The 24018-nt window shown below is 66.2% G+C and carries 14 protein-coding genes and 1 pseudogene; 9 read left to right on the forward strand and 6 right to left on the reverse strand.

Features of this window, described 5'->3' with window-relative positions; translation table 11 throughout:
* Positions 1-11 precede the first annotated feature (11 nt).
* The 4 genes from N8I74_RS07475 to N8I74_RS07490 all read right to left on the reverse strand — a co-directional run bounded on the left by N8I74_RS07475 (position 12) and on the right by N8I74_RS07490 (position 6953).
* Complete coding sequence (locus N8I74_RS07475; RefSeq protein ID WP_263126251.1) at positions 12-2081, reverse strand: PhoX family protein; 2070 nt, start codon at positions 2079-2081, stop codon at positions 12-14.
* Positions 2082-2209: 128 nt separating this feature from the next.
* Entirely contained in the window at positions 2210-4495 is a 2286-nt protein-coding gene (locus tag N8I74_RS07480; protein ID WP_263126252.1) for a glycosyl hydrolase family 18 protein, read from the reverse strand.
* A 608-nt stretch (positions 4496-5103) separates the two neighbouring features.
* The gene (locus tag N8I74_RS07485) at positions 5104-5577 is read right to left on the reverse strand and encodes a thioesterase domain-containing protein (protein WP_263126253.1); all 474 of its coding nucleotides are present in this window, start codon (positions 5575-5577) and stop codon (positions 5104-5106) included.
* A gap of 2 nt (positions 5578-5579) precedes the next feature.
* A complete protein-coding gene (locus N8I74_RS07490) occupies positions 5580-6953 on the reverse strand; it encodes a DEAD/DEAH box helicase (RefSeq protein ID WP_263126254.1) in 1374 nt (457 codons plus the stop codon).
* Between the two features lie 191 nt (positions 6954-7144).
* On the opposite strand from N8I74_RS07490, the gene prmB reads away from it, so the two are divergent.
* The 9 genes and pseudogenes from prmB (at position 7145) to N8I74_RS07535 (ending at position 18224) form a co-directional block, all read left to right on the forward strand.
* Positions 7145-8053 (forward strand): 50S ribosomal protein L3 N(5)-glutamine methyltransferase, encoded by a 909-nt coding sequence (prmB, locus tag N8I74_RS07495; RefSeq protein WP_263126255.1) that lies wholly within the window; start codon positions 7145-7147, stop codon positions 8051-8053.
* 142 nt (positions 8054-8195) lie between these two features.
* A complete protein-coding gene (locus tag N8I74_RS07500; RefSeq protein ID WP_263126257.1) occupies positions 8196-9467 on the forward strand; it encodes an amino acid deaminase in 1272 nt (423 codons plus the stop codon).
* Positions 9467-10336 (forward strand): MurR/RpiR family transcriptional regulator, encoded by an 870-nt coding sequence (locus N8I74_RS07505; RefSeq protein ID WP_263126260.1) that lies wholly within the window; start codon positions 9467-9469, stop codon positions 10334-10336. The genes N8I74_RS07500 and N8I74_RS07505 overlap by 1 nt, the downstream gene beginning before the upstream one ends.
* A gap of 3 nt (positions 10337-10339) precedes the next feature.
* Complete coding sequence (locus N8I74_RS07510) at positions 10340-11803, forward strand: N-acyl-D-amino-acid deacylase family protein (RefSeq protein WP_263126261.1); 1464 nt, start codon at positions 10340-10342, stop codon at positions 11801-11803.
* Between the two features lie 21 nt (positions 11804-11824).
* A complete protein-coding gene (locus N8I74_RS07515; protein ID WP_263126263.1) occupies positions 11825-12214 on the forward strand; it encodes a RidA family protein in 390 nt (129 codons plus the stop codon).
* A gap of 175 nt (positions 12215-12389) precedes the next feature.
* The gene (locus N8I74_RS07520; RefSeq protein WP_263126264.1) at positions 12390-13298 is read left to right on the forward strand and encodes a sugar kinase; all 909 of its coding nucleotides are present in this window, start codon (positions 12390-12392) and stop codon (positions 13296-13298) included.
* 15 nt (positions 13299-13313) lie between these two features.
* Positions 13314-14498 (forward strand): hypothetical protein, encoded by a 1185-nt coding sequence (locus N8I74_RS07525; protein ID WP_263126265.1) that lies wholly within the window; start codon positions 13314-13316, stop codon positions 14496-14498.
* A 377-nt stretch (positions 14499-14875) separates the two neighbouring features.
* Positions 14876-17029, forward strand: coding sequence for a TonB-dependent siderophore receptor (locus N8I74_RS07530; protein WP_263126266.1), 2154 nt, complete (start codon positions 14876-14878; stop codon positions 17027-17029).
* Between the two features lie 95 nt (positions 17030-17124).
* Positions 17125-18224, forward strand: a pseudogene (locus N8I74_RS07535) (IS3 family transposase).
* A 136-nt stretch (positions 18225-18360) separates the two neighbouring features.
* Here N8I74_RS07535 and N8I74_RS07540 read toward each other — a convergent pair.
* Both N8I74_RS07540 and N8I74_RS07545 read right to left on the reverse strand, forming a co-directional pair.
* The gene (locus N8I74_RS07540) at positions 18361-18849 is read right to left on the reverse strand and encodes a hypothetical protein (protein ID WP_263126267.1); all 489 of its coding nucleotides are present in this window, start codon (positions 18847-18849) and stop codon (positions 18361-18363) included.
* Complete coding sequence (locus tag N8I74_RS07545) at positions 18842-23902, reverse strand: RHS repeat domain-containing protein (protein WP_263126268.1); 5061 nt, start codon at positions 23900-23902, stop codon at positions 18842-18844. The genes N8I74_RS07540 and N8I74_RS07545 overlap by 8 nt, the downstream gene beginning before the upstream one ends.
* Positions 23903-24018: the final 116 nt, after the last annotated feature.

The raw sequence follows: 24018 nt of genomic DNA on the forward strand, positions 1-24018 counted from the left end.
ATGGCGTCGGATCAGATGCCGACCACGCCGCCGTCTTCCTTCCAGATCGCCACGGTCGCAGAGCGCGGCCGGCCGCCGGCGCCGGCGATACCGGGGGCGCCTTCCGGCCACTTGCTGAATGCGGTGGGTTGGGCAAGCAGGTATTCATCCAGCGATTGCCCCGCCGGCGGCTTGGGCGCGTTGGGTCCGCTGACTTCGCCCGGGTGCTGCACGTTGATGAACACCGTCCGCATGTCCGGGGTGAAGGTGATGCCGGTGATCTCGCAGCCATCCGGGCCCACCAGGAAGCGGCGGATCTCCTTGCTGGCCGGGTCGGCCACCAGCATCTGGTTGTTGCCCTGACCTTGGTAGCGGTCGGTATTGGCATTGCTGCCGTCGGTCTCGATCCACAACAGGCCGTTCGGCGAGAACGCCAGGCCGTCCGGGCTGTTGAAGGTGTTCTCGGCGTTGATGTTGGCTGAGCCCGAGCGCAGGTCGGTCCGGTCCGGATAGGCGACCGGGTTGCCGGCAAGCACGAACAGATCCCATTCGAAGCGCGTGCCGGCGGCGTCGCCACCGGCTTCGCGCCAACGGATGATCTGGCCGTAGCGGTTCTCGGCACGCGGATTGGCCTCGTCGGTGACGGTACGGCCGCTGTTGTTGGTCAGCGTCAGGTAGACCTCGCCGGTGGTCGGGTGCACCGTCACCCATTCGGGCCGGTCCATCTTGGTGGCGCCGACCGCATCGGCGGCGAGCCGCGCATGGATCAGCACGGTGGCCTGGTCGGGAAAGGCCGCATTTGTGGCCAGGGTGGCGTTGGTGGCCTTGTCCAGCAGGATCCACTCGCCGTCGCCCATCATGTCGCCGGTGACCGCGCCCGCGGTGAACCTGGCGACAAACAGCCTGCCACTGTCGAGCAGGTTGCGGTTGGCCGCCGGGTTGCCGGCGTCGTAGGCGGCGTCCGAGACGAACTTGTAGACATAGTCGTTGGCCTGGTCATCGCCCATGTACACCACCACCCGGCCGTCCTTGGCCAGCGTCATCGCGCAGTTCTCGTGCTTGAAGCGGCCGAGCGCGGTGCGCTTTTTCGGCGTCGAGGTGGCGTCCCACGGGTCGATCTCCACGATCCAGCCGAAGCGGTTCGACTCGTTCGGCTCCTTCACGTAGTCAAAGCGCTGGTCCAGCTCTTCCCAGCGGTAGCCGGTGCCGCGGGCGGAGAGTCCGTAGCGCTTCATCGGCTCGGTGCGGCTGTCGGTGCCGGCGGTGGTGCCGAAATAGCTGTTGAAGTTCTCTTCACAGGTCAGGTAGGTGCCCCACAGCGTCCAGCCGTTGCCGCAGTTGTTCAGGGTGCCGAGCACGCTGGTGCCGCTGGGGTCGCCGGCAGTCTTGACCAGGGCATGGCCGGCCGCCGGCCCGCTCAGCGTCATCGGGGTGTTGCCGGTGATGCGGCGGTTGTAGGCGGAGCCGATCTGGACCTGCCACTGGCCGCCGATCCGTTTGACATGGATCACCGACACCCCATGCGCGTGCTGCGCCTTGCGCACCTTGTCCAGCGTCCAGGCGTTGGGATAGCTCTGGCCGGCTTCGGGCTTGAACAGGTATTCGTAGTTGCAGTACTCGTGGTTGACCACCAACAGGCCTTCATCGCTCTTTTCCTGGCCAGCGGCGTCATGCATCGGGAAGAAATGCATGCCGTCGTGGTTGTCGCCCACCTGCAGCGCCTGGTCGGCGCCGCTTTCGGACGCATCGCCCTTCCACGCTGGCGAATGGGCGAACAACGGGCTGCCCCATGGTGCGAGCACCTGGTAGGCGTAGCCTGACGGGACGACGATGCTGCTGCCCGAGCCCGCCGGCACGGCGGTGAAGCCCAGCGTGGGGCGCGGTACCGGGGTCGGTGTCGGTACCGGCGTGGGCTGCGGTGCCGGTGCGGGCGAACCGTCGCTCGAGCAGGCGGCCAGCGAGCCGCCGAGGAACAGCATCGCGGACAGGCCCACGCCGCGCTTGAGCACATTGCGGCGGGAGACGACGCGCTGCATCACGTCATTGAAATGTTCGTTGGCGGACAGGTTGGAAGGAAGATCGTCGGAATCGAAAGCACTCACGTATGCGCTCCTGGTCTATTGGAACCGGCGCCAGGCATCACAGGCTGGGCCGGTAGCGGGCGGCGCAATTGTGGGAAGCGGTGTTTACGCGCGTATGGCGTCAGTGTGACAACTTGGTTGCAACGGCATCACGGCAGCATGAACCAGTGCGGATGCACCGCACGCAGCCGCGCCAGTGCCGGGCGGCTTACCGGCACGCGCTGGGTGCCGAGCAGCAGTTCGTACTGCCCCTTGCCCACATGCTCGGCACGCGTAACCTTGCGCGGGTTGACCAGGTAGGAGCGATGCACCTGCAGCAGCGTATCGTCACCGAAGTAGCGCCGGATGACGCGCAGCCGCAGCGTGATATGCAGCGGCAGGCCGCCGTCGGCGGTATGCAGGCCGCTGTAGCCTTTGTCGGCGCGGATGAACAGCAGCCGGTCGCGGCGTGAGGCGATTTCGTACAGCTCGGCCAGCACATGCGGATGGCGCGTCAGTGCGGTCAGATGCCGGCGCACCAGCGCGATCTGCTGTGCCAGGTGGTGCAGCAGCGCCTCGTCCTCGGCATCGGCCGGTTCGTGGAACACCAGGGCGAGCTGGAAATCCGAGCCGTCGTCGGCGTTGAGCCATGCCTGCCGGCGATCCGCGCGCCAGTGCACGCCGGCATGCACCACGCCCGGGGCGCCCTGCACCATCTCGCCATCGGCCTGCAGCGATGTGCCGTCCTGCAGCAATGCCACGCCGGCCACCCGCGGTTGCCGGGCAAGAAAGGCCATCACGACTTCGAGCATCCGCTCGGCGGTGTTCTGTTCCCCGAGCCGGGCCAGCATCGCGTTCAGTTCGTCCAGGCGCGTCACGCCTGTGGGCGGATCGGCATCGGGCTGTGGTGCGGCATCGCTTGCCGGCGCGGCCACGGTGGCTGCAGGCGCCAGCACCGTCGCGTGCGCCTGCAGCCGGGACAGCGATTGCTGCAACGGCGCCCACTGCGGCGAATCGTCGGCGGCGATGCGTTCGGTCAATGTGGACTGGCGCGCCGCCTGCAGCGCGGGCAGCAGTGCCGTCACGATGGCGCGCAATTGTCCGGCTGCCTGCAGCTGATGCCGCTCCAGAAGGTGCAGCCACCAGCCGCGGGCGGCGAGCAGCAACAAGGCTGCCGTGGCAAGGCTGGCGGCCAGCAGATCGATCCAGCCAGGCCGGGCCCCCCAGGCCTCGCGCAGGTTCTGCCAACGCCCCGCCACCGGCGCGTAATGCAGGTGGATCTGCCGCAGCAGGCTATGCCGCCCGACCGAGTCGCCCGACAATTCCCACAGCGCCACGCCGCGATAGCCGTGCGCATCGGCCAGCGAGAGCTTGGCTGACAGCGAGCGCGGGCTTTCATAGGTGACGAACAGTTTGCGTTCGGGGTTGTACAGGCTGCTGGCATTGGCCCATTCATCCCAATGCTCGACGAACCGCGCATCGCTTTTCAGCGCCAGCACCTCGTCGTGGTCGAGTACGCCGCTCGGGCCGCTGCGCTCATCGTCCCAGCTGCCCGGAAGCGCGCCGCCCGCGAGCTGGGCCAGACCGTTGTTCTGTGCCGGCACGCCGGTCCAGGCATTGCCCTGGTTGGTGATGCCCAGCACCAGCTTGCGGCCCGGTATGCCGCGCCGCTCCAGCACCGCCATCGCATCGGCCACGCCGCCTGCCGCCGCATGCAGCGGCGCGCCGTGCCCGGTGGTACGGCGCCAGGGGCCGGCGTAGTCGTAGGCCAGCAGCAGCAGGAAGTCGGTCTGCCGCGCCAGCGCGTGCAGGTCCAGCGGCGTGATCTGTGCCGGTTTTCCGCCCAGCGTCAGCACCAGCAGGTAAGGGCGTTCGGGGCGGGCGGCGACGGCGGCGGCACGCAGTGTGGCGAGCAGTGCCACCAGGTTGGCCGAATCGGCCGGCGTGCTCCGTAGCCAGGATGCGCCGCCGGTGGCCGGGTAGCGCCAATCGATCACAGCGCCGTCAAAGCCATGCTGCGACATGAAGGCGACCAGGTTGCGCGCAAAGCTGCGGCGCAGCGACGGATTGGCGGCCAGTTGCGGGAAATGGGTCGAATCGTTCCAGCCGCCGATCGAGATCAGCGTCCGCAAGCGGGGGTACAAGGCACGCACCTGGCGCAGCCGCGCGTACGTGCCGCGCGCGCCGGGCAGGTGCCCGGATGGGGGATAGGCGTGGCTGAAGTCCGCGACGAAGTCTCCGGGCTGCACGGTGCCGTCGGCTTGAGGAATGGCGTGGGCGTAGATCAGGTGCGTCAGGCGCTCGAAGGCGATGCGTTCGAACGGGGCAGGGCGGTGATAGGTGGCCCACGAAGCGAAGTAGCCGGCCACGACCGGTTCGTCCGCCAGCAGGGGCGTACCGGTCAGCCCGGTCAGCAGGACCAGGATGATCAGATGCCAGCAATCACGCGCGCGCATCGCGAAACGCCTAGTGCCTGCCGTTGCATGGGCCACCGGCGCGTTCGGGGCGCCTTGGCATGCCCCGCAGGAAGCCGCCCACATTGCGGGCCGGGTGCCGCATCGCACTGCTGCATGCTCGCTGAACGGCCCTGCACCCAATGGGCTGGGCCGGAGAAAGACCCTCCACTGCGCTGTGCTCCTTGGCAACGACCTTGTTGTCGCCGGCATCGCAGGCAAGGCGGCCGGCCCTGGCCCGGTCCGGTACCGCCATGGCGCGCGATGTCAGGCCCTGGTCTTGATCTGGTCACATGCGATTGTAATCAACTGCGCGGTGACGGTGAACGCGGCGCGTTATGCTGTTGCGTTTTGCCGAGTCGCCGTCCCGGCCCGGGGGTGGATGGCGCATCCGACCTCGCCATCCGTGAAGCGGAAGGCCGGGTCGTATCAGTTCAACCTATTGATTTCAAAAAGGAACAATTGGCTGCTCGTGAATTGGCAGTCTGCGACGCGTTGCCTTGGCCGGGCGGGTGGGACAAGCTTTGATGGCGATGCGGCGGGATGCATGCGGTCTGCAGGCAGGCGGACCCAAGGCGCGGAGAGCCCGCCGTATCGCGCCTCCCCAGTGGTCACTGTCCGGGTCTGCACGGCGACAGCACATACCGTCCTTCGAATTGCGCAGCGATACGCATCCCCTCGTCGAGCACCGTCACACGCAACGACAACCGGGCCGGGCGCCCCCGGCGCAGCGCGGCGTGCGCGCGGGCGATCTCGTCGGGTCCGGGCGGTTGCGGCCGGGCGTGGAAGGCACCGGTGATCGGATGCAGGAATTCGGTCGAGCCTGATTGGATCACCGCGTCGCAATCAGTACCACCGGCCAGCAGCGCGCCCATCCAGCCGGCGATGGTGGCCAGTGTGCTGATGCTGGCGCCAAAGGCGGTGCCGTGGTCATTGCGGTTGGGCGCGAACGGCGCAGTCAGCCACCAGTCGGCCGCGTCGCCCCCCACTTCGATCTGCATGGCCGCAAGCAGCGGGAAGCCTGTCACCAGCCGCGCCTGCCAAGCCGCGGCGAAGGTGCTCCGGTCCGCTGCGCCGACCGGCATGCTCAATCCTGCGAGGTGTCGCCTGCGCTCGCCTGTGGCGCCGGCGCACGCGGCGGCAGGAACAGGGCCGGGATCTGGCTGAGCGGCTTTTCACGCAGCCGCGGCAAGGCCGGGATGGATGGTTCGAGCGCCGCGTGCGTGGCGCGCGCGGGCGCGCGTTCGCGGCCGCGGTAGCGTTCGCCTTCGCGCCGTGGATCGGATTCCTCACGCCGCGCCTCGGGCGCCCGGGTGGTGCCCGGCGAATAACCCGGCACCGGTGTCAGTTGCAGCTCTTTCTTGATCAGCTTCTGGATACCGGCCAGTGCCTTCTCCTCACCCGGATCGACCAGTGAGATCGCCACGCCCTTGGCACCGGCGCGGCCGGTGCGGCCGATGCGGTGTACGTAGTCCTCGGGGCTGTTGGGCAGTTCGAAGTTCACCACGAACGGCAGTTCGTTGATATCCAGCCCGCGTGCCGCTACATCGGTGGCGACCAGGATCTTCAACTGGCCTTCCTTGAAGCGGGCCATCACTTCCAGGCGCGCGCGCTGCTCGCGATCGCCGTGGATGGCTTCGCAGTTGAAACCGTCGCGCTTCAGGTCGCGAGCCACCTGGTCGGCACCCTGCTTGGTACGGTTGAACACGATCACCTGGCCCATGTCGTGGGTGCGGATCAGGTGGGCCAGCAGTGCGCGCTTACGGAAGGTCTCGCACGGATGCAGGATCTGCTCGACGTTGTCGTTGGTGGCGTTCTGCCGGGCCACCTCGACCAACGCCGGCGCGTTCAGGAATTCACCGGCCAGACGTTTGATCTCGGGCGAGAAGGTGGCGGAGAACAGCAGTGTCTGCTTGCGGTTGGTCAGCAGCGAGATGATCTTCTTGATGTCGAGGATGAAGCCCATGTCCAGCATGCGGTCGGCCTCGTCCAACACCAGGATCTCCACCTGCGCGAGGTTCACCGTCTTCTGCTGCACGTGATCGAGCAGCCGGCCGGGTGTGGCCACCAGGACCTCGACACCGGCGCGCAGGGGCGGAATCTGGCCGTTGATGTCGACCCCGCCGAACACCACATGGCTGCGCAACGGCAGATGCTTGCCGTAGGTCTTCGCGCTTTCGAACACCTGGTCGGCCAGTTCGCGGGTCGGGGTCAGGATCAGCGCGCGCAGCGGGTGGCGGGCAGGGGACACGCTGGTATTGGCGTGCGGCGCGAGCCGGGTCAGGATGGGCAGCACGAAGGCCGCGGTCTTGCCGGTGCCGGTCTGCGCCGCGCCCAGCAGATCGCGCCCGGAAAGCACGTGCGGAATCGCCTGCGCCTGGATCGGCGTCGGGTGTTCGTACCCTTCTTGCGCCACCGCCTTCAGTACCTCGGGCGCCAGCCCCAGCGTTGCAAACGTCATCCCTTGTCAGCCCCTTCAATGATCCTGCTGGCGTGACCCACGCCGTAAGAATTCGCCAAGTGTTTGAAGAAAAGCGGGAAATGTAACATCAACCCAGGGCGCCTGCATACCTTCCAGCCACGATGGGCTACACTGCCCGGTGTTTGCCCCGGCCCGGGGCATCGAACGCGCAGTCGCCAAAGGTTCCGTCCATGTACCCACTTGCCCGCACCCATCTGCATACCCTGCGCGATTGCCTGCGGTTTGCGGTCTCGCGCTTCAACGACGCCGGGCTGGTATTCGGCCATGGCTCCGACAATGCTTTCGACGAGGCGGCCTATCTGTTGCTGGCCACGTTGAAGCTGCCGCTGGACCGGCTCGACCCGTTCCTCGATGCGCGCCTGCTGCCACAGGAGGTGGCCCAGGTCGTCGATGCGATCGAGCGCCGCGCCGTCGACCGCGTGCCGGTGGCCTACATCACCCGCGAGGCATTCCTTGGCCAGTACCGCTTCCATGTGGACGAGCGGGTGATCGTACCGCGTTCGTTCATCGGCGAGCTGTTGCTGGCCGATGCGCTCGCGCCGTGGATCGAGCATCCGGAGCTGGTGCATCGCGGACTTGATCTGTGCACCGGATCAGGATGCCTTGCGATCCTGCTGGCCGATGCCTTCCCCGATGCGCTGATCGATGCCGTGGACCTGAGCCCGGATGCGCTGGACGTGGCCGAGATCAATGTGGCCGACTACAACCTGGGGGAGCGCATCGACCTGATCGACGGTGACCTGTTCGAGCCGCTGGCGGGCGAGCGCTACGACCTGATCGTCTCCAACCCCCCCTATGTGGATGCCGATTCGGTGGCCGAACTGCCGCCGGAATACCTGCACGAGCCGTCGCTGGCGCTGGGCAGCGGCGACGATGGCCTGGACGTGACGCGCCGCATCCTGGAAGCGGCGAGCGGCCATCTCACCCCGCATGGCGTGCTGGTGGTCGAGATCGGCCATAACCGCGCTGCGCTGGAGGCGGCCTACCCGGACCTGCCGTTCACCTGGCTGGAAACCCGTAGTGGCGATGGCTTTGTGTTCCTGCTCACGCAGGATGCATTGGTCCAGGCCGGCTATTGAGTTGAGGCGGTTCGGCGGACCACACCACGGAAACCGGCACAGTGCGCCGGTTTTTTTCGCCACACCTGAAAGAAATTTTCTTCGTGGTCGCATGCAAGCTCGATATCATCCCAGTTGTACCGGTAATAAAGGTGTTCCTGCGGTGATTGATGAAAATATCTTCCAGGATCGGGCGCTGGACGCCTGTGGCAAGGGGCTTGGGGTATTCGTGCCGGGGCAGACGCTGGGCGAGGTACGCGGTCTGGGCTGGAACCTGCTGCACGAGAACGTGAGCCTGCCGGTGGCGGTGCTGCAGGCCGAGCGCATCGAGCACAACCTGCGCTGGATGCAGACCTTCATCGCCCGCTATGGGGTGCTGCTGGCACCGCATGGCAAGACCACGATGAGCCCGGCGCTGTTCCGGCGCCAGCTCGACGCCGGTGCCTGGGGCATCACGCTGGCCACGGCGCCGCAGGTGCAGGCGGCCTACCGGCATGGCGTGCGCCGCATCCTGATGGCCAACCAGCTGGTCGGGCGCGGCAACATGGCGCTGATCTCGCGGCTGCTGGAGGATACGGCGTTCACCTTCTACTGCATCGTCGATTCGGCGGCCAATGTCGCCCAGCTGGGCGAGTACTTCGCCGGGCGCGGCCAGCGGCTCCATGTGCTGTTGGAGCTGGGTGCCGCCGGTGGGCGCACCGGGGTGCGCGACGCGGCGCAGGAGCAGGCGGTGCTGGCCGAGCTTGCCCGTTGGCCGCATGCGCTCAAGCTGTGCGGCATCGAGCTGTATGAAGGTGTGCTCAAAGCGGAGGCGGACATCCGGGCGCTGCTGCGCCACGCGGTGGGGCGGCTCAAGGCGCTGGCGCGCGTGGGTGAATTGCGCGACGGGCCGGTACTGCTCTCCGGTGCCGGCTCGGCGTGGTTCGACGTGGTGGCGGAGGAGTTCGCCGGCATCGACATCGGCCAGCCGCTGCAGGTGGTGCTGCGTCCGGGTTGCTATCTCACGCACGACGTCGGGATCTACCGCGACGCGCACACGCGCATCCAGACGCACAATCCGGTGGCGCGCGAGATGCAGGCCAGCCTGCTGCCGGCGCTGCAGGTCTGGGCCTACGTGCAATCGCTGCCCGAGCCGGGTCTGGCGATCGTGGGCCTGGGCAAGCGCGACGCGGCGTTCGACGCCGGCCTGCCGCTGCCGGCGCTGCATCACCGGCCCGGTGCCGCATGCCCGCACGCCGCGCCTGCGCACTGGCAGCTGAGCGCCATGATGGACCAGCATGCCTTCATGCGGATCGGGACGCAGGACGACGTACAGGTGGGCGACCTGGTCGCCTTCGATATCTCGCACCCGTGCCTGACGTTCGACAAATGGCGGCAGCTGGCGCTGATCGACGCCGACTACAACGTCATCGACCTGATTGAAACCTGCTTCTGATGAATACCCGCGTCGACATCGTCTACCAGATCCGTGCCAGCCGCGAATTGCTCTCGGCAACCGAGCGCAAGGTCGCCGACGCCATCCTGGACGACCCGGCCTTCGCCGCTGCCGCATCGATCGACCAGCTGGCGCACAAGGCCGGGGTCAGCATCGCGACCATTTCGCGCTTTGCCCGCGCGGTGCACTGCATCGACGTGCGCGACCTGAAGCTGCGGCTGGCGCAGGCCAGCGCGGTGGGTGCGCGTTTCCTGCGCGAGGCGCCGCTGCAGGAGAACGGCTTCTACACGCGCATCTGTGCCGAGATCGAGACCGCGCTGCGCGGCAACCTCGCGCAACTGCGCGAGGCGCAGTTCCATGCCGCGGTGGCGTTGCTGGGGCAGGCGCGGATGATCCACGCCTTCGGCATGGGCGGCGCATCGACCATGCTGTCACAGGAACTGCAGTTCCGGCTGGTGCGGCTGGGCTATCCGATCAGTGCCTGCCACGATGCGGTGCTGATGAAGCTGGTGGCCGCCACGCTGGACGAGCGCGACGTGGTGGTGGTGCTCTCGCTCACCGGGGCGACGCCGGAGCTGTTGGCCGCGGCCGCGCTGGTGCGCCAGTATGGCGCGCACCTGGTGGCGATCACCGATCCCGATTCGCCGCTGGCGGCGCTGGCCGAGGTGCTGCTGCCGTTCAAGGCCGAGGAGACCGAGTTCATCTTCAAGCCCTCGGCGGCACGCTACGCCATGCTGATGATCGTCGACATCCTGGCCACGGAGCTGGCGCTGTCGCGCAAGGCGCACAGCCAGGAGCTGCTGCGTCGGGTCAAGTTCGCGCTCGACGCCAACCGCGGTGGCCACGACTGGCTGCCGCTCGGGGATTGACCGATGCATTACGACACCCTGATCCGCAATGCCGTGGTGTACGACGGCAGCGGCGCGCCGGCGCAGCCGGCTAGCCTTGCCATTCTCGATGGCCGTATCGCCGCGCTGGGCGGGCTGCCGCATGCCCGCGCGGACGCGGTGCTCGACGCGGGCGGGCTTGCGCTCGCGCCCGGCTTCATCGACGTGCATACCCATGACGACACCCAGGTGATCCGAGCGCCGCAGATGCTGCCCAAGCTGTCGCAGGGCGTCACCACGGTGATCGTCGGCAACTGCGGCATCAGTGCCAGTCCGGTGACGCTGCGCGGCGCGCCGCCCGATCCGATGAACCTGCTCGGCGGCGCCGGCGATTTTCGCTATCCCACCTTCGCGGCCTACCGCGCGGCGGTGACGGCGGCGCAGCCGGCCGTCAATGTGGCGGCGCTCATCGGGCATACCGCGCTGCGCAACAATCACCTGGAGCGGCTCGACCGCAGCGCCGGCGAGCCCGAGATCGCCGCCATGCGCGCGCAGCTGCGCGCGGCGCTCGAAGCGGGCGCGCTCGGCCTGTCCAGCGGGCTGGCCTACGCCAGCGCCGCCGCCGCCGACACCGGTGAAGTGGCGGCGCTCGCCGAAGTGCTCGACGAATTCGGCGCGCTCTACACCACCCACCTGCGCGACGAGTTCGACGGCATCCTCGGTGCGCTTGACGAAGCGTTCGCCATCGGCCGCCACGCCCGTGCGCCGGTGATCGTCTCACACCTCAAATGCGCCGGTGCCGGCAACTGGGGCCGCAGCGGCGAGGTGCTGGCGCGGCTGGCACAGGCCGCACCGCACCAGCCGGTCGGCTGTGACTGCTATCCGTACGCGGCAAGCTCCTCGACGCTGGACCTGAAGCAGGTGACCGCCGATTTCGAGATCGGCATCACCTGGTCCGAGCCGCATCCGGAGGCGGCCGGCCGCACGCTGGGAGAGATCGCCGCCGACTGGGGGGTGCCGCTGCTCGAGGCGGCGCGCCGGCTGCAGCCGGCCGGCGCGGTCTATCACGGCATGCACGAGGACGACGTGCGTCGCATCCTCGCGCATCCGCTCACCATGGTCGGTTCGGATGGCCTGCCGGATGATCCGCTGCCGCATCCGCGGCTGTGGGGGGCGTTTGCGCGTGTGCTGGGCCACTACAGCCGCGACGTCGGGCTGCTGCCGCTGGCGCAGGCGGTCCACAAGATGACCGGGTTGTCGGCCCGGCGCTTCGGCCTGGCCCAGCGCGGGCTGATCCGGGTCGGTTTTCATGCCGACCTGGTGCTGTTCGATCCGGCCACCGTGCGCGATACCGCGCGCTTCGATGCGCCGGTGCAGGCGGCCCAGGGCATCGTCGGTGTATGGGTCAACGGTGTGGCGACGTATCGCGACGGCGCCGCCACCGGCGCGCGTGCCGGGCGCTTCCTGCCGCGCGCAGGCGATCTGCGGGCGGGCTTTGCAGCTGAATGACAACGGAGTGGGAGTGGTTTTATGGATGGGATCAAGCGCTACGGCGTGGAAGGCGGCAGCGGTACCGGCGGACAGCACCTGCCGTTCGCACGCGCGGTGCAGGCGGATGGCTGGCTCTATGTATCCGGCCAGGTGCCGATGGTGAACGGCGAGGTGATCGAGGGCGGCATCGTCGCCCAGTCGCATCAGGCGATCCGCAACCTGCTCGCCATCCTGGCCGAAGCGGGCTACGGGCCCGAGCACGTGGTGCGCTGCGGCGTGTGGCTCGACGATCCGCGCGACTTCATGTCGTTCAACCGGGTGTTCCAGTCCTACTTCGGCGCCCATCCGCCGGCGCGTGCCTGCGTGGTATCGAGCATGGTGGTCGATTGCAAGGTGGAGGTCGACTGCGTGGCATACCGCAAGCCCTAGCCGGCCGTGATCCAACACCTGTAGCCACGCAGCACACGGGGAGCGCGGGGAAAGGCGGATACCGTCCCGGTCGGGGCTGCCGTTGCCGCGCATCCGGTGTCGTCACCGTGCCTCAGGTGCATGGGGCTGTCCTTCCTCGGCCAATCAATCCTTGCAACCCTTTGGATCAATCACCATGAACATCGCTTGCCTGGGCGAGGGCATGATCGAGATCGGCGGCACACCGCTGCGCCGGGCGTGGGGGGGCGATACGCTCAACACCGCGGTCTACCTCGCGCGGTTGTTGCACGACACACCGCACTCGGTGCGCTATCTGAGCGCGCTTGGCACCGATCCGCTGTCGGATGAGTTGGCCGACGCCTGGGCCGCCGAGGGGATCGGGCTGGATCGGCTGGCCCGGCTGGAGGGCAAGCTGCCCGGCCTTTATCTGGTGCAGACCGATCCGGCTGGCGAGCGGCGCTTCCATTACTGGCGTGGCGACAGCGCCGCGCGCCACTACTTTGCCGGGCCACCCGACCTGGCTGCGCTGCTGCACAGGGTGGATGCGCTCTACCTGAGCGGCATCACGCTGGCGCTGTTCACGCCGGCGGCACGGCAGCAGCTGCTTGCCGCCCTCGCGAACTATGCCGCCCAGGGTGGACGCATCTGGTTCGACAACAACTACCGTGCGGCGCTGTGGCCGGCCGCCGAGGCGCGCGTCGCCTACCAGGCCATGCTCGAATGCGCCGAAATCGCACTGCTGACCGAGGAGGATGAGCACGCGGTCCACGGCGCGGCCGATGCCGATGCCATCCTTGCGCGTACGCACGCCGCCGGTTGCCGTGAAGTGGTGCTCAAGCGTGGCGCGCAACCGGCGCTGGCGAGCACGGCACAGGCCTGTGCCGAATGCGCGCCGTCGCCGGTGGCGCGGGTGGTCGATACCACGGCCGCCGGCGATTCGTTCGCCGCTGCTTACCTCACCGCGCGCCTGCACGGGCGCGATCCGGCGGTTGCGCTGGCTGCCGGGCACCGTCTGGCCGCGACGGTGATCGCCTATCCTGGCGCCATCATCCCACCGGCCGCGATGCCGGCGGCCCTTTTCTGAATCCTGGAGTCCTGCATGCCTGCAACCCGTTCGCTGTACGTCTATCCCTGGGACATCGCCCAACGCCCACTGACCGCCTTCGTCGATGAGGTGCTGGCACTGGGCTTTGGTGGGCTCAAGCTGGCCAGCGCCTATCACGCCGGCAAGTTCCTGGTGCCGCCGCGCCCTGGCAGCACCGGCCCGCGCGTGGTGTTCCCCGAGGATGGCGCACTGTATTTCGAGCCGCGCACGGCGCAGTACGGCACGCTGCCGGCACTGGCGCACAGCGATCCGGCGCAGCGGCAGGTGGCGTATCGGCTGGCAGAGGACGGCCGGCTGGCGTTGTCGGCGTGGACCGTGTTGTTCCACAACTCGCGCCTGGGCGCGCTGCATCCCGAGCTGGTGGCGCGCAATGCCTGGGGCGATGGCTATGTCTACAGCCTGTGCCCGATGCAGCCGGCGGTGTTCGACTACGGGCTGGCCTTGTGCACTGACCTGGTGGGCAGCCTGCCCTGGCACAGCCTGACGCTGGAGACGCCGGGCTGGCACCCCTATGCGCACGGCTATCACCACGAATTCGCCCAACTGCGCGGCAACGTGTGGCTGGAGACGATGCTGGGACTGTGCTTCTGCGATGCCTGTCATGCGGCGGCAGCGGCCGAAGGGCTGGATTCGGCCGGGTTGGCCGCCCGTATCCGTACCCGGGTCGATGGCTATCTGGCGGCGCCGGTGGATGCCGCGCCCGATCAGGCGGGCGCCTGGCTTGCGGCCGATCTGTTCGAGGATCAGGAACTGGCGGCATTCCTGCGCCTGCGCCAGCGGCGGGTGACCCGCTTTGTCGCCACCGTACGCAGCAGCCTCCCGGCGGCCACCCGCTTGTATGTGATCCCCACCGTACAGCGGCCGACTGCGCAGACCTGGCTGGAGGGCAGCGATCTGGCGGCGCTGGCGCAGGCCGCCGACGGCATCGAGATTCCCTTCTATGAGCCAAACGCGGCGCGGGTGCTGGCCGATGCAGTCGATACGCTGCGCCGCGTGGGCGATGCCACGCGCGTGCGCGCCATCCTGCGCCCCGGCCCACCGGACCTGGGTGACGGTGCCGAGCTCGCCGCGGCATGGCATGGTCTGGCGGCACTGGGGATCGAAGGATTCTCGTTCTACAACTACGGCCTGCTGCGTGAAGCGCTGTGGCAGCGTGTGGCTGCTGCCGCCCCGCGTTGAACCGCGTTGTACTCGGTTTTTTGACAGAATCAGTCAATATCCGGCAGTTCCGCTGCTGAATCGCATTGCGGCTGGTGCTCCGACACCAGCCGATCTCCTCCTTGGTCGGTCCGGACGGCATTCCTGGCCCGCGCTATCGCAGTCCAGCCTGTTGCCATGCATGTACCTGGCAAGGCCTCGTATTGCCTGCCATACCCTCCTGAAATATAATGCGAATAGTTCTCAATAAAAACTATTCGATCTTCTAACCCTGGCCTGTCCGTTGCATCTGCCTGCCCGCCTGCGCCGGTGGTGGGTTGCAGGCCGAATGAAGCCTGGCTTTGCCCAGCCCCGACGCAGAAAGAATCCTCTACAGAAACGCAACCGCCTCCCATACCATGACTCTGTTCCTTACCCATACCCCCATCATCCGTTTGCAACCGCGCCCGCTGGCCGTCGCTGTGCACCGGGCATGCGCCGCGCTGGTCGGCGGCGGCCTGTTCGCCTTGCCGATCGCCCAGGCGCAGCCGGAGCCGTCCCCGGCCACCGAAACCACCCTGCCGGCAGTGACGGTGGTGGCAAGCCCGGTGCCGGCCGCAGACCCCCTGGTCACGCAGATCCGCCCGGCCGCGGTCGGCAAGAGCCGGATCAGCGTGCAGGACACGCCGTTCTCGATCAGCATCGTCGATGCCGCGCAGGTCCGCGAGGCCGGCGCCAAGAATGTCCAGGATGCGTTGTTGTACAGCGCCGGGGTGTATGCCGGCCGCTACGGCTTCGATACCCGCGGCGACTGGTCGGCGGTGCGGGGGCTGACGCCTTCGGCGTATCTGGACGGCCTGCGCGGCGCATACGGGTTCTACAACAATGTGCGGCCCGAGATTTATACGATGGAGCGGGTCGAGGTGCTGAAGGGGCCGTCGTCGGTGCTATATGGCCAGTCCGACCTGGGCGGCATCGTCAACGTGGTCAGCAAGCGGCCGCAGAAGACCGCCGCGCGTGAGGTCGAACTGCAATGGGGCATGTACGACCGCAAGCAGATCGCCACCGACCTGACCGGACCGCTGAACGAGGACCAGAGCCTGTTGTTCCGGCTGGTGGCGCTCAAGCGCGACAGCGGCACTCAGGTGGAGCATGTCGAGGACGACGCGCTGGTGTTGATGCCCGCACTGACCTGGCAGCCCAACGCCGATACCAAGGTCACCCTGCAATTCACCCACCAGCAGAACGACAGCCAGGTCTCCGCGCAATTCCTGCCTGCCAAGGGCACCCTCGATCCGGCACCGCTGGGCAGGATCCCCACCGACCGGTTTGTCGGCGAACCCGGCTGGGATCGCTATGACACACGCAAGAATGAAATCGGCCTGTTCTGGGATCAGCAGCTTGCCCCGGTGTGGAAGTTGTCGGCCAGCGTGCGCAAAACCCATTCGGCCAGTGAGACCAGGGAGCACTACACCACGGTCGGCGCGGTGCCGGACGATGCCGGCAACATGACGCGTACCGTGCATGCCGCCGATCGCAAGACCGATGTGCTGGCTTCCGACGTGCGCGTGGAGGGCGTCGTGAACCTCGGGCCGACACGCCATACGGTGGCGGTGGGCATCGATTACCAGGACGTATTGTGGGAAGAGTACAACTACATTAGTGCCGCCACCGGCGGCGGCATGATCAACGTGTACAACCCGGTCTATGGGCTGGTGAACACGGCGGCGCTCACCTTCAGCGACCGGCCCGACAACAAGATCGTCCAGACCGGCATCTATCTGATGGACCACATCGAGTGGGGCCCCTGGTTGCTGTCGACCGCGCTGCGCCGCGACCGCGCCCGCAACACCGTGCTCAACATCGGCGCATCCGACACGGTGGTGCGCAACAGCGCGACCACTTGGCGCGTCGGGCTGATGTACCGCTTTGCGAATGGTCTGGCACCCTATATCAGCAAGGCTACCGCGTTCTCGCCCAACCTGGGAACCGACGGCACCGGCAGCGCCAACTATCTCAAGCCCACTACCGGGGAACAAAAGGAGGCCGGGGTGAAATATCTGTCCGAATCCGGCAATACCTCCGCGGCGCTTGCCTGGTTCGATATCAAGCAGAAGGACCGCATCGCCGACGGTGCGACGCCAGGCGGGGTCGAGCAGGTGGGCGCCAGGACCGATGGCTGGGAGCTGGAACTGCGTCACCGGATGGGGGGGCTCGAACTGATGGCCAACTACATGAACCTGCACGCGGTGAACGAGCGTACCGGCCAGCCGCTGTCCTCGGTGCCCGACAAGACTGCCTCGGCCTGGGCGCAATACCGCGTGGGCGCATGGCGGGTGGGGTTGGGTGCACGGTACGTCGGTTCAGTCACCGGCAACGCCGGCAACCCGGTGGTCCCCTCGGTCACCTTGTACGACGCCATGCTCGGCTACGCGGTCGGCACCTGGGATCTGCGGCTCAACCTGCAGAATGTCGCGGACAAGGAATATGTCTCGTGGTGTCGCGGCAGGAATCAGGACTGCGGCTACGGCGAACGGCGCAACGCGGTGTTGACGGCCAATTACCGGTTCTGATGCCCAGGGAGGGGTGACCTCCTCCCGTAAAACCGTAGCGTTCAAAAGTAGAGATTTCTGGCAAATTTGATGCCCATCCGGGCAGGAGATTTGTCATGAGAAAGTCAAAGTTCACCGAAGAGCAGATCGCGTTTGCGCTGCGCCAGGCCGAGTCAGGCACGACAGTGGCAGAGGTCTGCCGCAAGATGGGCGTGAGCGAAGCGACCTTTTATAACTGGAAGAAGAAGTACGGCGGCCTGGGCGTGACTGAGCTGCGCCGATTGAAGCAGCTGGAAGAAGAGAACGCGCGCCTCAAGCGCACGGTGGCCGACCTGAGCCTGGACAAGCAGATGTTGCAGGAGGTCATCCAAAAAAAGCTGTGAAGCCGGCTCGCAAGCGCGAGCTGGCGAATTTCCTGATCCATGCTTACCGCATCAGCATCCGTCGCGCCACGGCAGTCATTCAATTGCGCCAAGCCACTTACTTTTATCGGCCACGGCCACGCGATGATCGCGCTTAGCGCCAGCGAATTCGGGAGATTGCCGCCACGCGCATCCGGTATGGGGCGCGACGTATCCACGTATTGCTACGGCGCGAGGGCTGGCTGATCAATCACAAGAAGACCTACCGGATTTACTGCGAGGAAGGCTTGAATCTACGGCGCAAACGGCCGAAACGCCGTGTGGCCGCGGCCCACCGGCAGGAACGACCGACTATCTCCAGTTTGAACGACTGCTGGAGCATGGATTTCGTCGCCGATCAGTTGTTCAACGGCCAGAAAATCCGGGCGTTAACTGTGGTCGATAATTTTAGCCGGGAGAGCCTGGCGATCACGGTGGATTTCGCGCTGAAAGCGGCCGATGTGGTGGCGACGATGCAGCATGTGCAAGCCCTGCGTGGGACGCCGCAACGGATTCGGGTGGATAACGGCAGCGAATTCATTTCGGTGGCGCTGGATCAATGGGCGTATGAGCATGGGGTGACGCTGGATTTCTCGCGTCCGGGCAAACCCACGGATAATGCGTTCATCGAGTCGTTCAACGGCAGCCTACGGGACGAATGCTTGAACGTGCACTGGCTTCTGTCGCTGGACGATGCCCGTGACAAGATCGAACGCTGGCGAGTGGATTACAACGAATTCAGGCCGCACAGTTCGCTGGGCGACCTGACCCCGAGTGAGTTCCGGCTCGCCCACCTTGACGCCGGAAATCTCTAGTTTCGACCGCTCAGTTAGTTGGGAGGAGGTCAATCCAGATTGCGCCTATGCGGGTTGATTTACCTTACTTGTTAAAAACTTAGTATCTGGGTCACCAATCTATTTTTATAAAAATCTAAATTGCCAGTGCGCTGCTTTATAATTTTACCAAACGCTTCTTTGTTTCGAGAAATCCCTCCAGGTGCTGGTGGTTCAATCCAATTATTTCGTCGCCGTCCAAAGGGCATAAAACAGGACCTTGATCCAAGGTGGCATAGCCCACTATTTCCCCGCTAATTGGCAAAGTATTTTCATAGATTTGAGTTTCCGCCCAAAATTCTTCTGCTATCCATGCCAGTTGTGCCCCAGCTTCTAACATTTTATTTAATAATTCTTTACAATTCGAGCTGAAATCTATTTCGGGGGGGGTGCGAATTGTCTTGGTCACGTATGCAGCAAAATACGCTTCAGAGTTCACAATAGAAACAAATGTAGTTTCTTTGTCAAACCCAGCGGCGTTGTAGAAGTCGTCCTCACTCCAGGGAATTTCATGTTCCCACAGGCTTAAGCAAAAAATTGAAGGTAAGTCTTCATGACCTATCCCGGGTATGTAAACTGTATTTAGGAAATAATCTTGCTTATTCACCCTTGCCTCCATTTTTGTAACTATCCATTTGGGATTTGCTAGGCGTAATTGTGGTTACCAGTTCCCCTGTCTTGAATTTATCTGTGTCCTTTGCTGCTACGTACACTGCAACATTAATATCTTGAACTTTTCCTATATATACATCAACAGGTACTCCTCCTCGCTTCATGGTGTAATTTTTTGCCAATGGAGTTCCAGATGTAATCTCCGATACTATTTCAGCAGTTTTTTCTAGCGCTAATTTCGAGTTTTTTGTCGCATTTATAATGCCAGCATCTACTAAATGCCTTGATGCATGAGCCAATCTGCTGGTTGACATTGTCATGCTTGTATTTTTGGTTGAGCGAGCTGCCCCAATAATAAAGGCGGCACCCCCGGTAACTCCGGGAGCGGCGATTCCAGCTACATCAGCCAGCATTCCGATTGCATCAACTGATGCCTCTTGCAGTTTCCCTTTAGATGCATTAGAGATAAAGCTATTCATCCCCAGAATTAAGCTGGGTACGCCGATAAATATATCCTCAGCCCATCTACCATCCGGATCAACAAACCGCATTGGATTGCTGTTCGCATACCCATACCGATTGAACGAATGAATCGTGTTCCGCCCCACCCAATCCACCGGATCAATCGCCATGAACCGCCCCAGCACCGGGTCGTACCAGCGCGCCCCATAGTCGCTCAGCCCGATCCTGTCCTCATGCGGCTTGCCGGTGAACCACTGGGTGTTCTCGGTGGTGGCCCCCACCAGCTTCTCGCCGTACGGCCGGTAGTGGGTCCGCCACAGCAGTGTGCCGCTCTGGTTGGTCGCCGCCAGCGGGCTGCCGGCCGGGTCGCTGTGGTACCAGGTGGTGCTGCTGCCCTGGATGTCCGCCAGCTTGCTGCGGCCGTGGTAGATGAAGTCCTCGCTGCTGCCGGTGGCCAGGTCGATCTCATGGTACAGCAGCCCGTCGGCGCCGCTGAACGCCAGCCGGTTGAGGCCGTTGCCCTGGCTCAGCACCCGGGTGCCGCCACCGTCGTAGGTATAGGCGATCTGGCTGGCGGCGCCCTTGTTCACCCAGCGCAGGCTGCCGGCGGCGTCGTATTGGTAGGCCAGCCCGTCGCCCCGGGTGGTGACGTTGCCCCAGCCGTCGTAGCCCAGCGTGTAGCGCCGGCCGCCGGTGACGGTCTTGAGCTTCTGGCTGGCGTCGTAGCCGTAGTCCAGGCGCCAGGCGCCAAAGGCCTGGTGCTTGAGGTTGCCGTTGCCGTCGTAGCCGAGGCTGCCGTTGCCCCACACCGCCGGGGCGTTGGCCACGGTCAGCCGGTCCAGCCCGTCGTAGCCGAAGCTGCGGTTCCAGGCGGCGTGGGCGGTGTCGGTGATGGCGAGCACGTTGCCGTTGCCGTCGTAGTCCCAGCGGCTGTCGATCAGCGGCTGGGCCGCCGCCACCGCCTGTTGGTAGGCGGCCAGCGCCTGCTGGTAGGCCGCCAGGTCGGCCTGGTAGCGGGCATACGCCTGTTGCCGGGCGGTGTAGTCGGCCTGTTGTTGCTGGTAGTGGGCGTACTGGCCCTGCCAGGTGGCGTAGGCGGCGTGGTAGCTGTCCCACACCCCCACCCGGTAGCGCCAGTCGTCGGTGCAGGCGGCGACCGCGGCGGACCAGGTGCGCAGCGCGTTCTGGTAATAGCTGTCTTCGTGGCAGCGGCTGTGGTTACACACCGGTTTGGGGTGCTTGTACAGGCAGGCGCCGTTGCCGCTGCGCCACTCCGAGCCCTTGGCCTGCCAGTTGGCCACGCACGGTTCGTATTGATTGCGGCGCCATTCGAAGCGGGCCCGCTCCGCGCCGTCCGAGCTGCCTTGCGGTTCCGGGTAGGCGGCGCGGCAGCCCTGGTCGGCGTTCACCTCGTTGGGTTCGGGCACGCCCGGCTGCGCCGGCTGGGCCGGGGCGACCGGGGGGGCGCCGGGGGCGGCCACCGGGGCCGGGGCCACCGGCTGCGGCGGGATCTGCGCCTGGGCGGGGATCACCCGGTGCGCCACCGGCCAACCGCGGGCGTTGAACTCGGTATGGTCCTGGCGGCCGTTGGCGCCTTGCCAGCGCACCAGCTGGTGGCGCGCGTTGTACTGCAGCAGCGGCACCACCTCGCCCAGCCGGGTCGGCCGGCCGAACGCGTCCGGGGCCAGGTCCACCCGCCGGTTGCTCGGGTACACCACCGCGCTGCGCGCGTCGTGGGCGTCGTATTCGTGCTGCAGCGTCAGCGTCCGCCCCGCCGCCACCAGGGTTTCCGTGGTCAGGTTGTCGTTGGCGTCAAACGCTTGGCTGCGCTTGACCGTGCCGGTCTCCAGGCCGATCAGGTTGCCGTTGCCGTCGTAGCGCCGGCACACGCTCTCGGCGCTGCCGTCGCTGTAGCTCACCGTCACCAGCCGCTGCTGCGCGTCGTAGCCGTAGTTCACCTGCCCCTGGCTGCCCACCTTGCTGCTGATCAGGTTGCCCGCCGCATCGCGTCCCAGCACCGTGGTGCCGGTCTCCGGATCGGTGCGGCTCACCAGGTAGTGCCGGCTGTCGTAGCCCCAGCTGCGCGTCACCCCGTTCTGCCGTACCGTCCGCACCTTGCCCAGCAGGTCGCGCTCGATCTCGGTCACCGCCTCGGCCACCGGCGGCACCACCTTGATCAGCGCCTTGTCGTCCGGATCGCCGAACGCCTGGTAGAACGACGAGGTCTGGTAGCCGCGGGCATTCACTTCGGCCACCGCGCTGCCGCTGTAGCCATAGCTGCGGTAGGTACCGTCGGCGTGGGTCACCTGCGTGACGCGGTTGAGCGCGTCGTAGGCGGTGCTGTCGCCCACGCTCTGGTTGGGGTGGCTCTCGAAGGTCTGCCGCCCGGCCGCATCGAAGCGGCGGGTCACGGTGATGCCGTTGACGGTGCTGGCCACCGGCCGGCCGAAGCCGTCCCAGCTTTGGCTGTCACTGTAGCTGCCGCGGGTCAGTGTGCGGCCGGTGGCCTGCCAGCTGATCTGGGTGGCCGCCCCCTGTGGCGGCGTGATCGCGATCAACCGATTCATCGCGTCGTACTGGTAGCCGGTGGTGAGGCGCCGGCCATTGGTCAGGCTGGTGACGTTGCCGTAGTCGTCGACGGTGCGGGTGAGCGTGAGGTCGCTGCCCAGCGGGCAGGCAGCGTTGACCACGCCGGTGGCCACCGGCCGCACCTCGGTGCGCGGCAGGCCACGGTGGTAGTTGCTGTAGCGGGTGGTGAAGCCACGCGGGTCGGTGGCGCTGGCCAGCTGGCCGTCGGCCTGGTAGGTGAAGCTGCGCACCACGCCGTCGCGGGTCTCGCGCAGCAGGTTGCCCAGCGCGTCGTAGTCGCGGCTCAGGCTGCTGAAGGCCGGGGCGGTCTCGCTGGCGTGCACGGTCTCGCTGCGCACCTGGTCCATCAGCCAGCGGCCGGTATCGGTGAGGTAGCTGCGGCGGGTGACGCGGGGGTTGCCGGCATCGCCGGTCTCGACGATCAGTCCGACCCGGCCGTAGGGGTCGTGGCCGCTGTAGCGGGTGTGGAACACCTTGCCGTTGCGGGTGATGGTCTGGTCGGCCAGCAGCGGCACCGCACTGTCCGCCGCCGTGCAGTAGTGCTCGTTGAAGAACACCGGCTGCGGGCCGATCACCGCCTTGCGCCAGGCGTAGCGTTCGGTGTGCAGCCCTGCGACGTCCTTCTCCAGCAGCAATCCCGACTGCCAGACGTCCTGCGCGCAGTTCCGGATGTCGTACGGGGTGAAGAAGGTATAGCGGGTCACCCCGCTCGGCGCCGTCACCTGGCGTATGTTCGAGAAGGCGCCCTGGTTGCCCGGCGGCGTCGGCGAGTTGCGGGTGGGCACGATGGACAGCACCCCGTGCTGCGCCAGATCGTGATAGTGGTGGTACACCCAGCTGCCGCCGTCCGAGGTGGTCTTCCTGGCCAGGGCCGGCCGGGATTTTTCGCGGAAGTACGGCTCCCACGGGGTCGGGTTGCACTCGCTCCCCGCACACGGCAACTGCTCGATCGCACCGGCCACGAACCGGGTGTACGCGAACTCGGTGACGCCGCCGGTGGGGTAGCGCACGCTGCGGAACAACGGATAGCTGCTGCGGTTCCACGCATGGTCCGCCATGAAGACTTCCCAGTTGGTCCACTGCAAGTGCCAGGTCTGGTTGTCCGGCTGGGTCAGCACCACCGTGCCGTCCAATGGCACCAGGCCGCTGGAGAAGGTCTCGCCGACGTAGTCGATCTGCCAGCGCCGCCCACCGCTGGTCACCAGCGTCGGCCGCTGCTGCAGCCGGTTCCAGGCGATCTCGATACGGCGCCCGTCCGCCGCGTACATCCCGGTCAGCAGTTCATCCTGATAGCTGTAGGTGACCCGGTTGCCGTTGGCATCCACGCTGGCGCTGGGCAGGTGGTAGTTGAACGCCCCGCCGGCACCTTTGGCGAAGGCTTGCTTGCGGGGGTCGAAGCCACGCGGCGCCGCGAACACCTGGGGATCGATGGCCGCGGCGTACACCCGCTTCACGTCGCGCTGCACCACATCCAGGGTGTACACCGTGCCATCCGGTGACTTGAGCCATTGCGCCTGGGTAATGCCACCCATGCCGGTGTAGGCCGACAGCAGCCAGTTGCTGGCGGTGCGGTAGAGGTGGGTCCCAAGCTGGGGCGCTGCATGGAACAACTGGGTGCTGCCGTCCGGCAGTTCCAGCGTGTAAGTGGGCGGGCGTGATTGCGAGGGCGCGTTGTTGCCGCGCACCCGCACGCCATGGATGGGTTCGGTGAACGGTTCGAGCGTGTTGTGCTGCCAGAACAGTTGTAAGGAATCGCCGGCGCCGGGCAGGGTGAACAGCGGCAGGCTCAGCCGCACCCCGCCGGTGAGGACATCGATCTCGTCGATGGCCTGCCCCTCGCTGCCCCGGCGGGACGCGGCGTTGTCTTCGCTGTAATGATCCAGCGCCGTCACCGGCAACAGCCCGCCAGCCACGGTGGTGGGGGCGCCGGCAGCGGGAATGGCGAACACGGCGGCGGCCATCGCCAAGCCGCGCAGTAAGGGGAGGCAGGGTGTCATCTTATTGGAATGGGAGTGGCAGGCCTGGGCAGGCGGGTGCACGGAAATTACGTAGGGTGGACGATGCAGGCAAGCACGTTATGACGAACGGGCAGGGCCTGTGCTTGCACGAGCAT

The organism is Chitiniphilus purpureus (genome assembly GCF_025642115.1).
Lineage (GTDB): Bacteria > Pseudomonadota > Gammaproteobacteria > Burkholderiales > Chitinibacteraceae > Chitiniphilus > Chitiniphilus purpureus.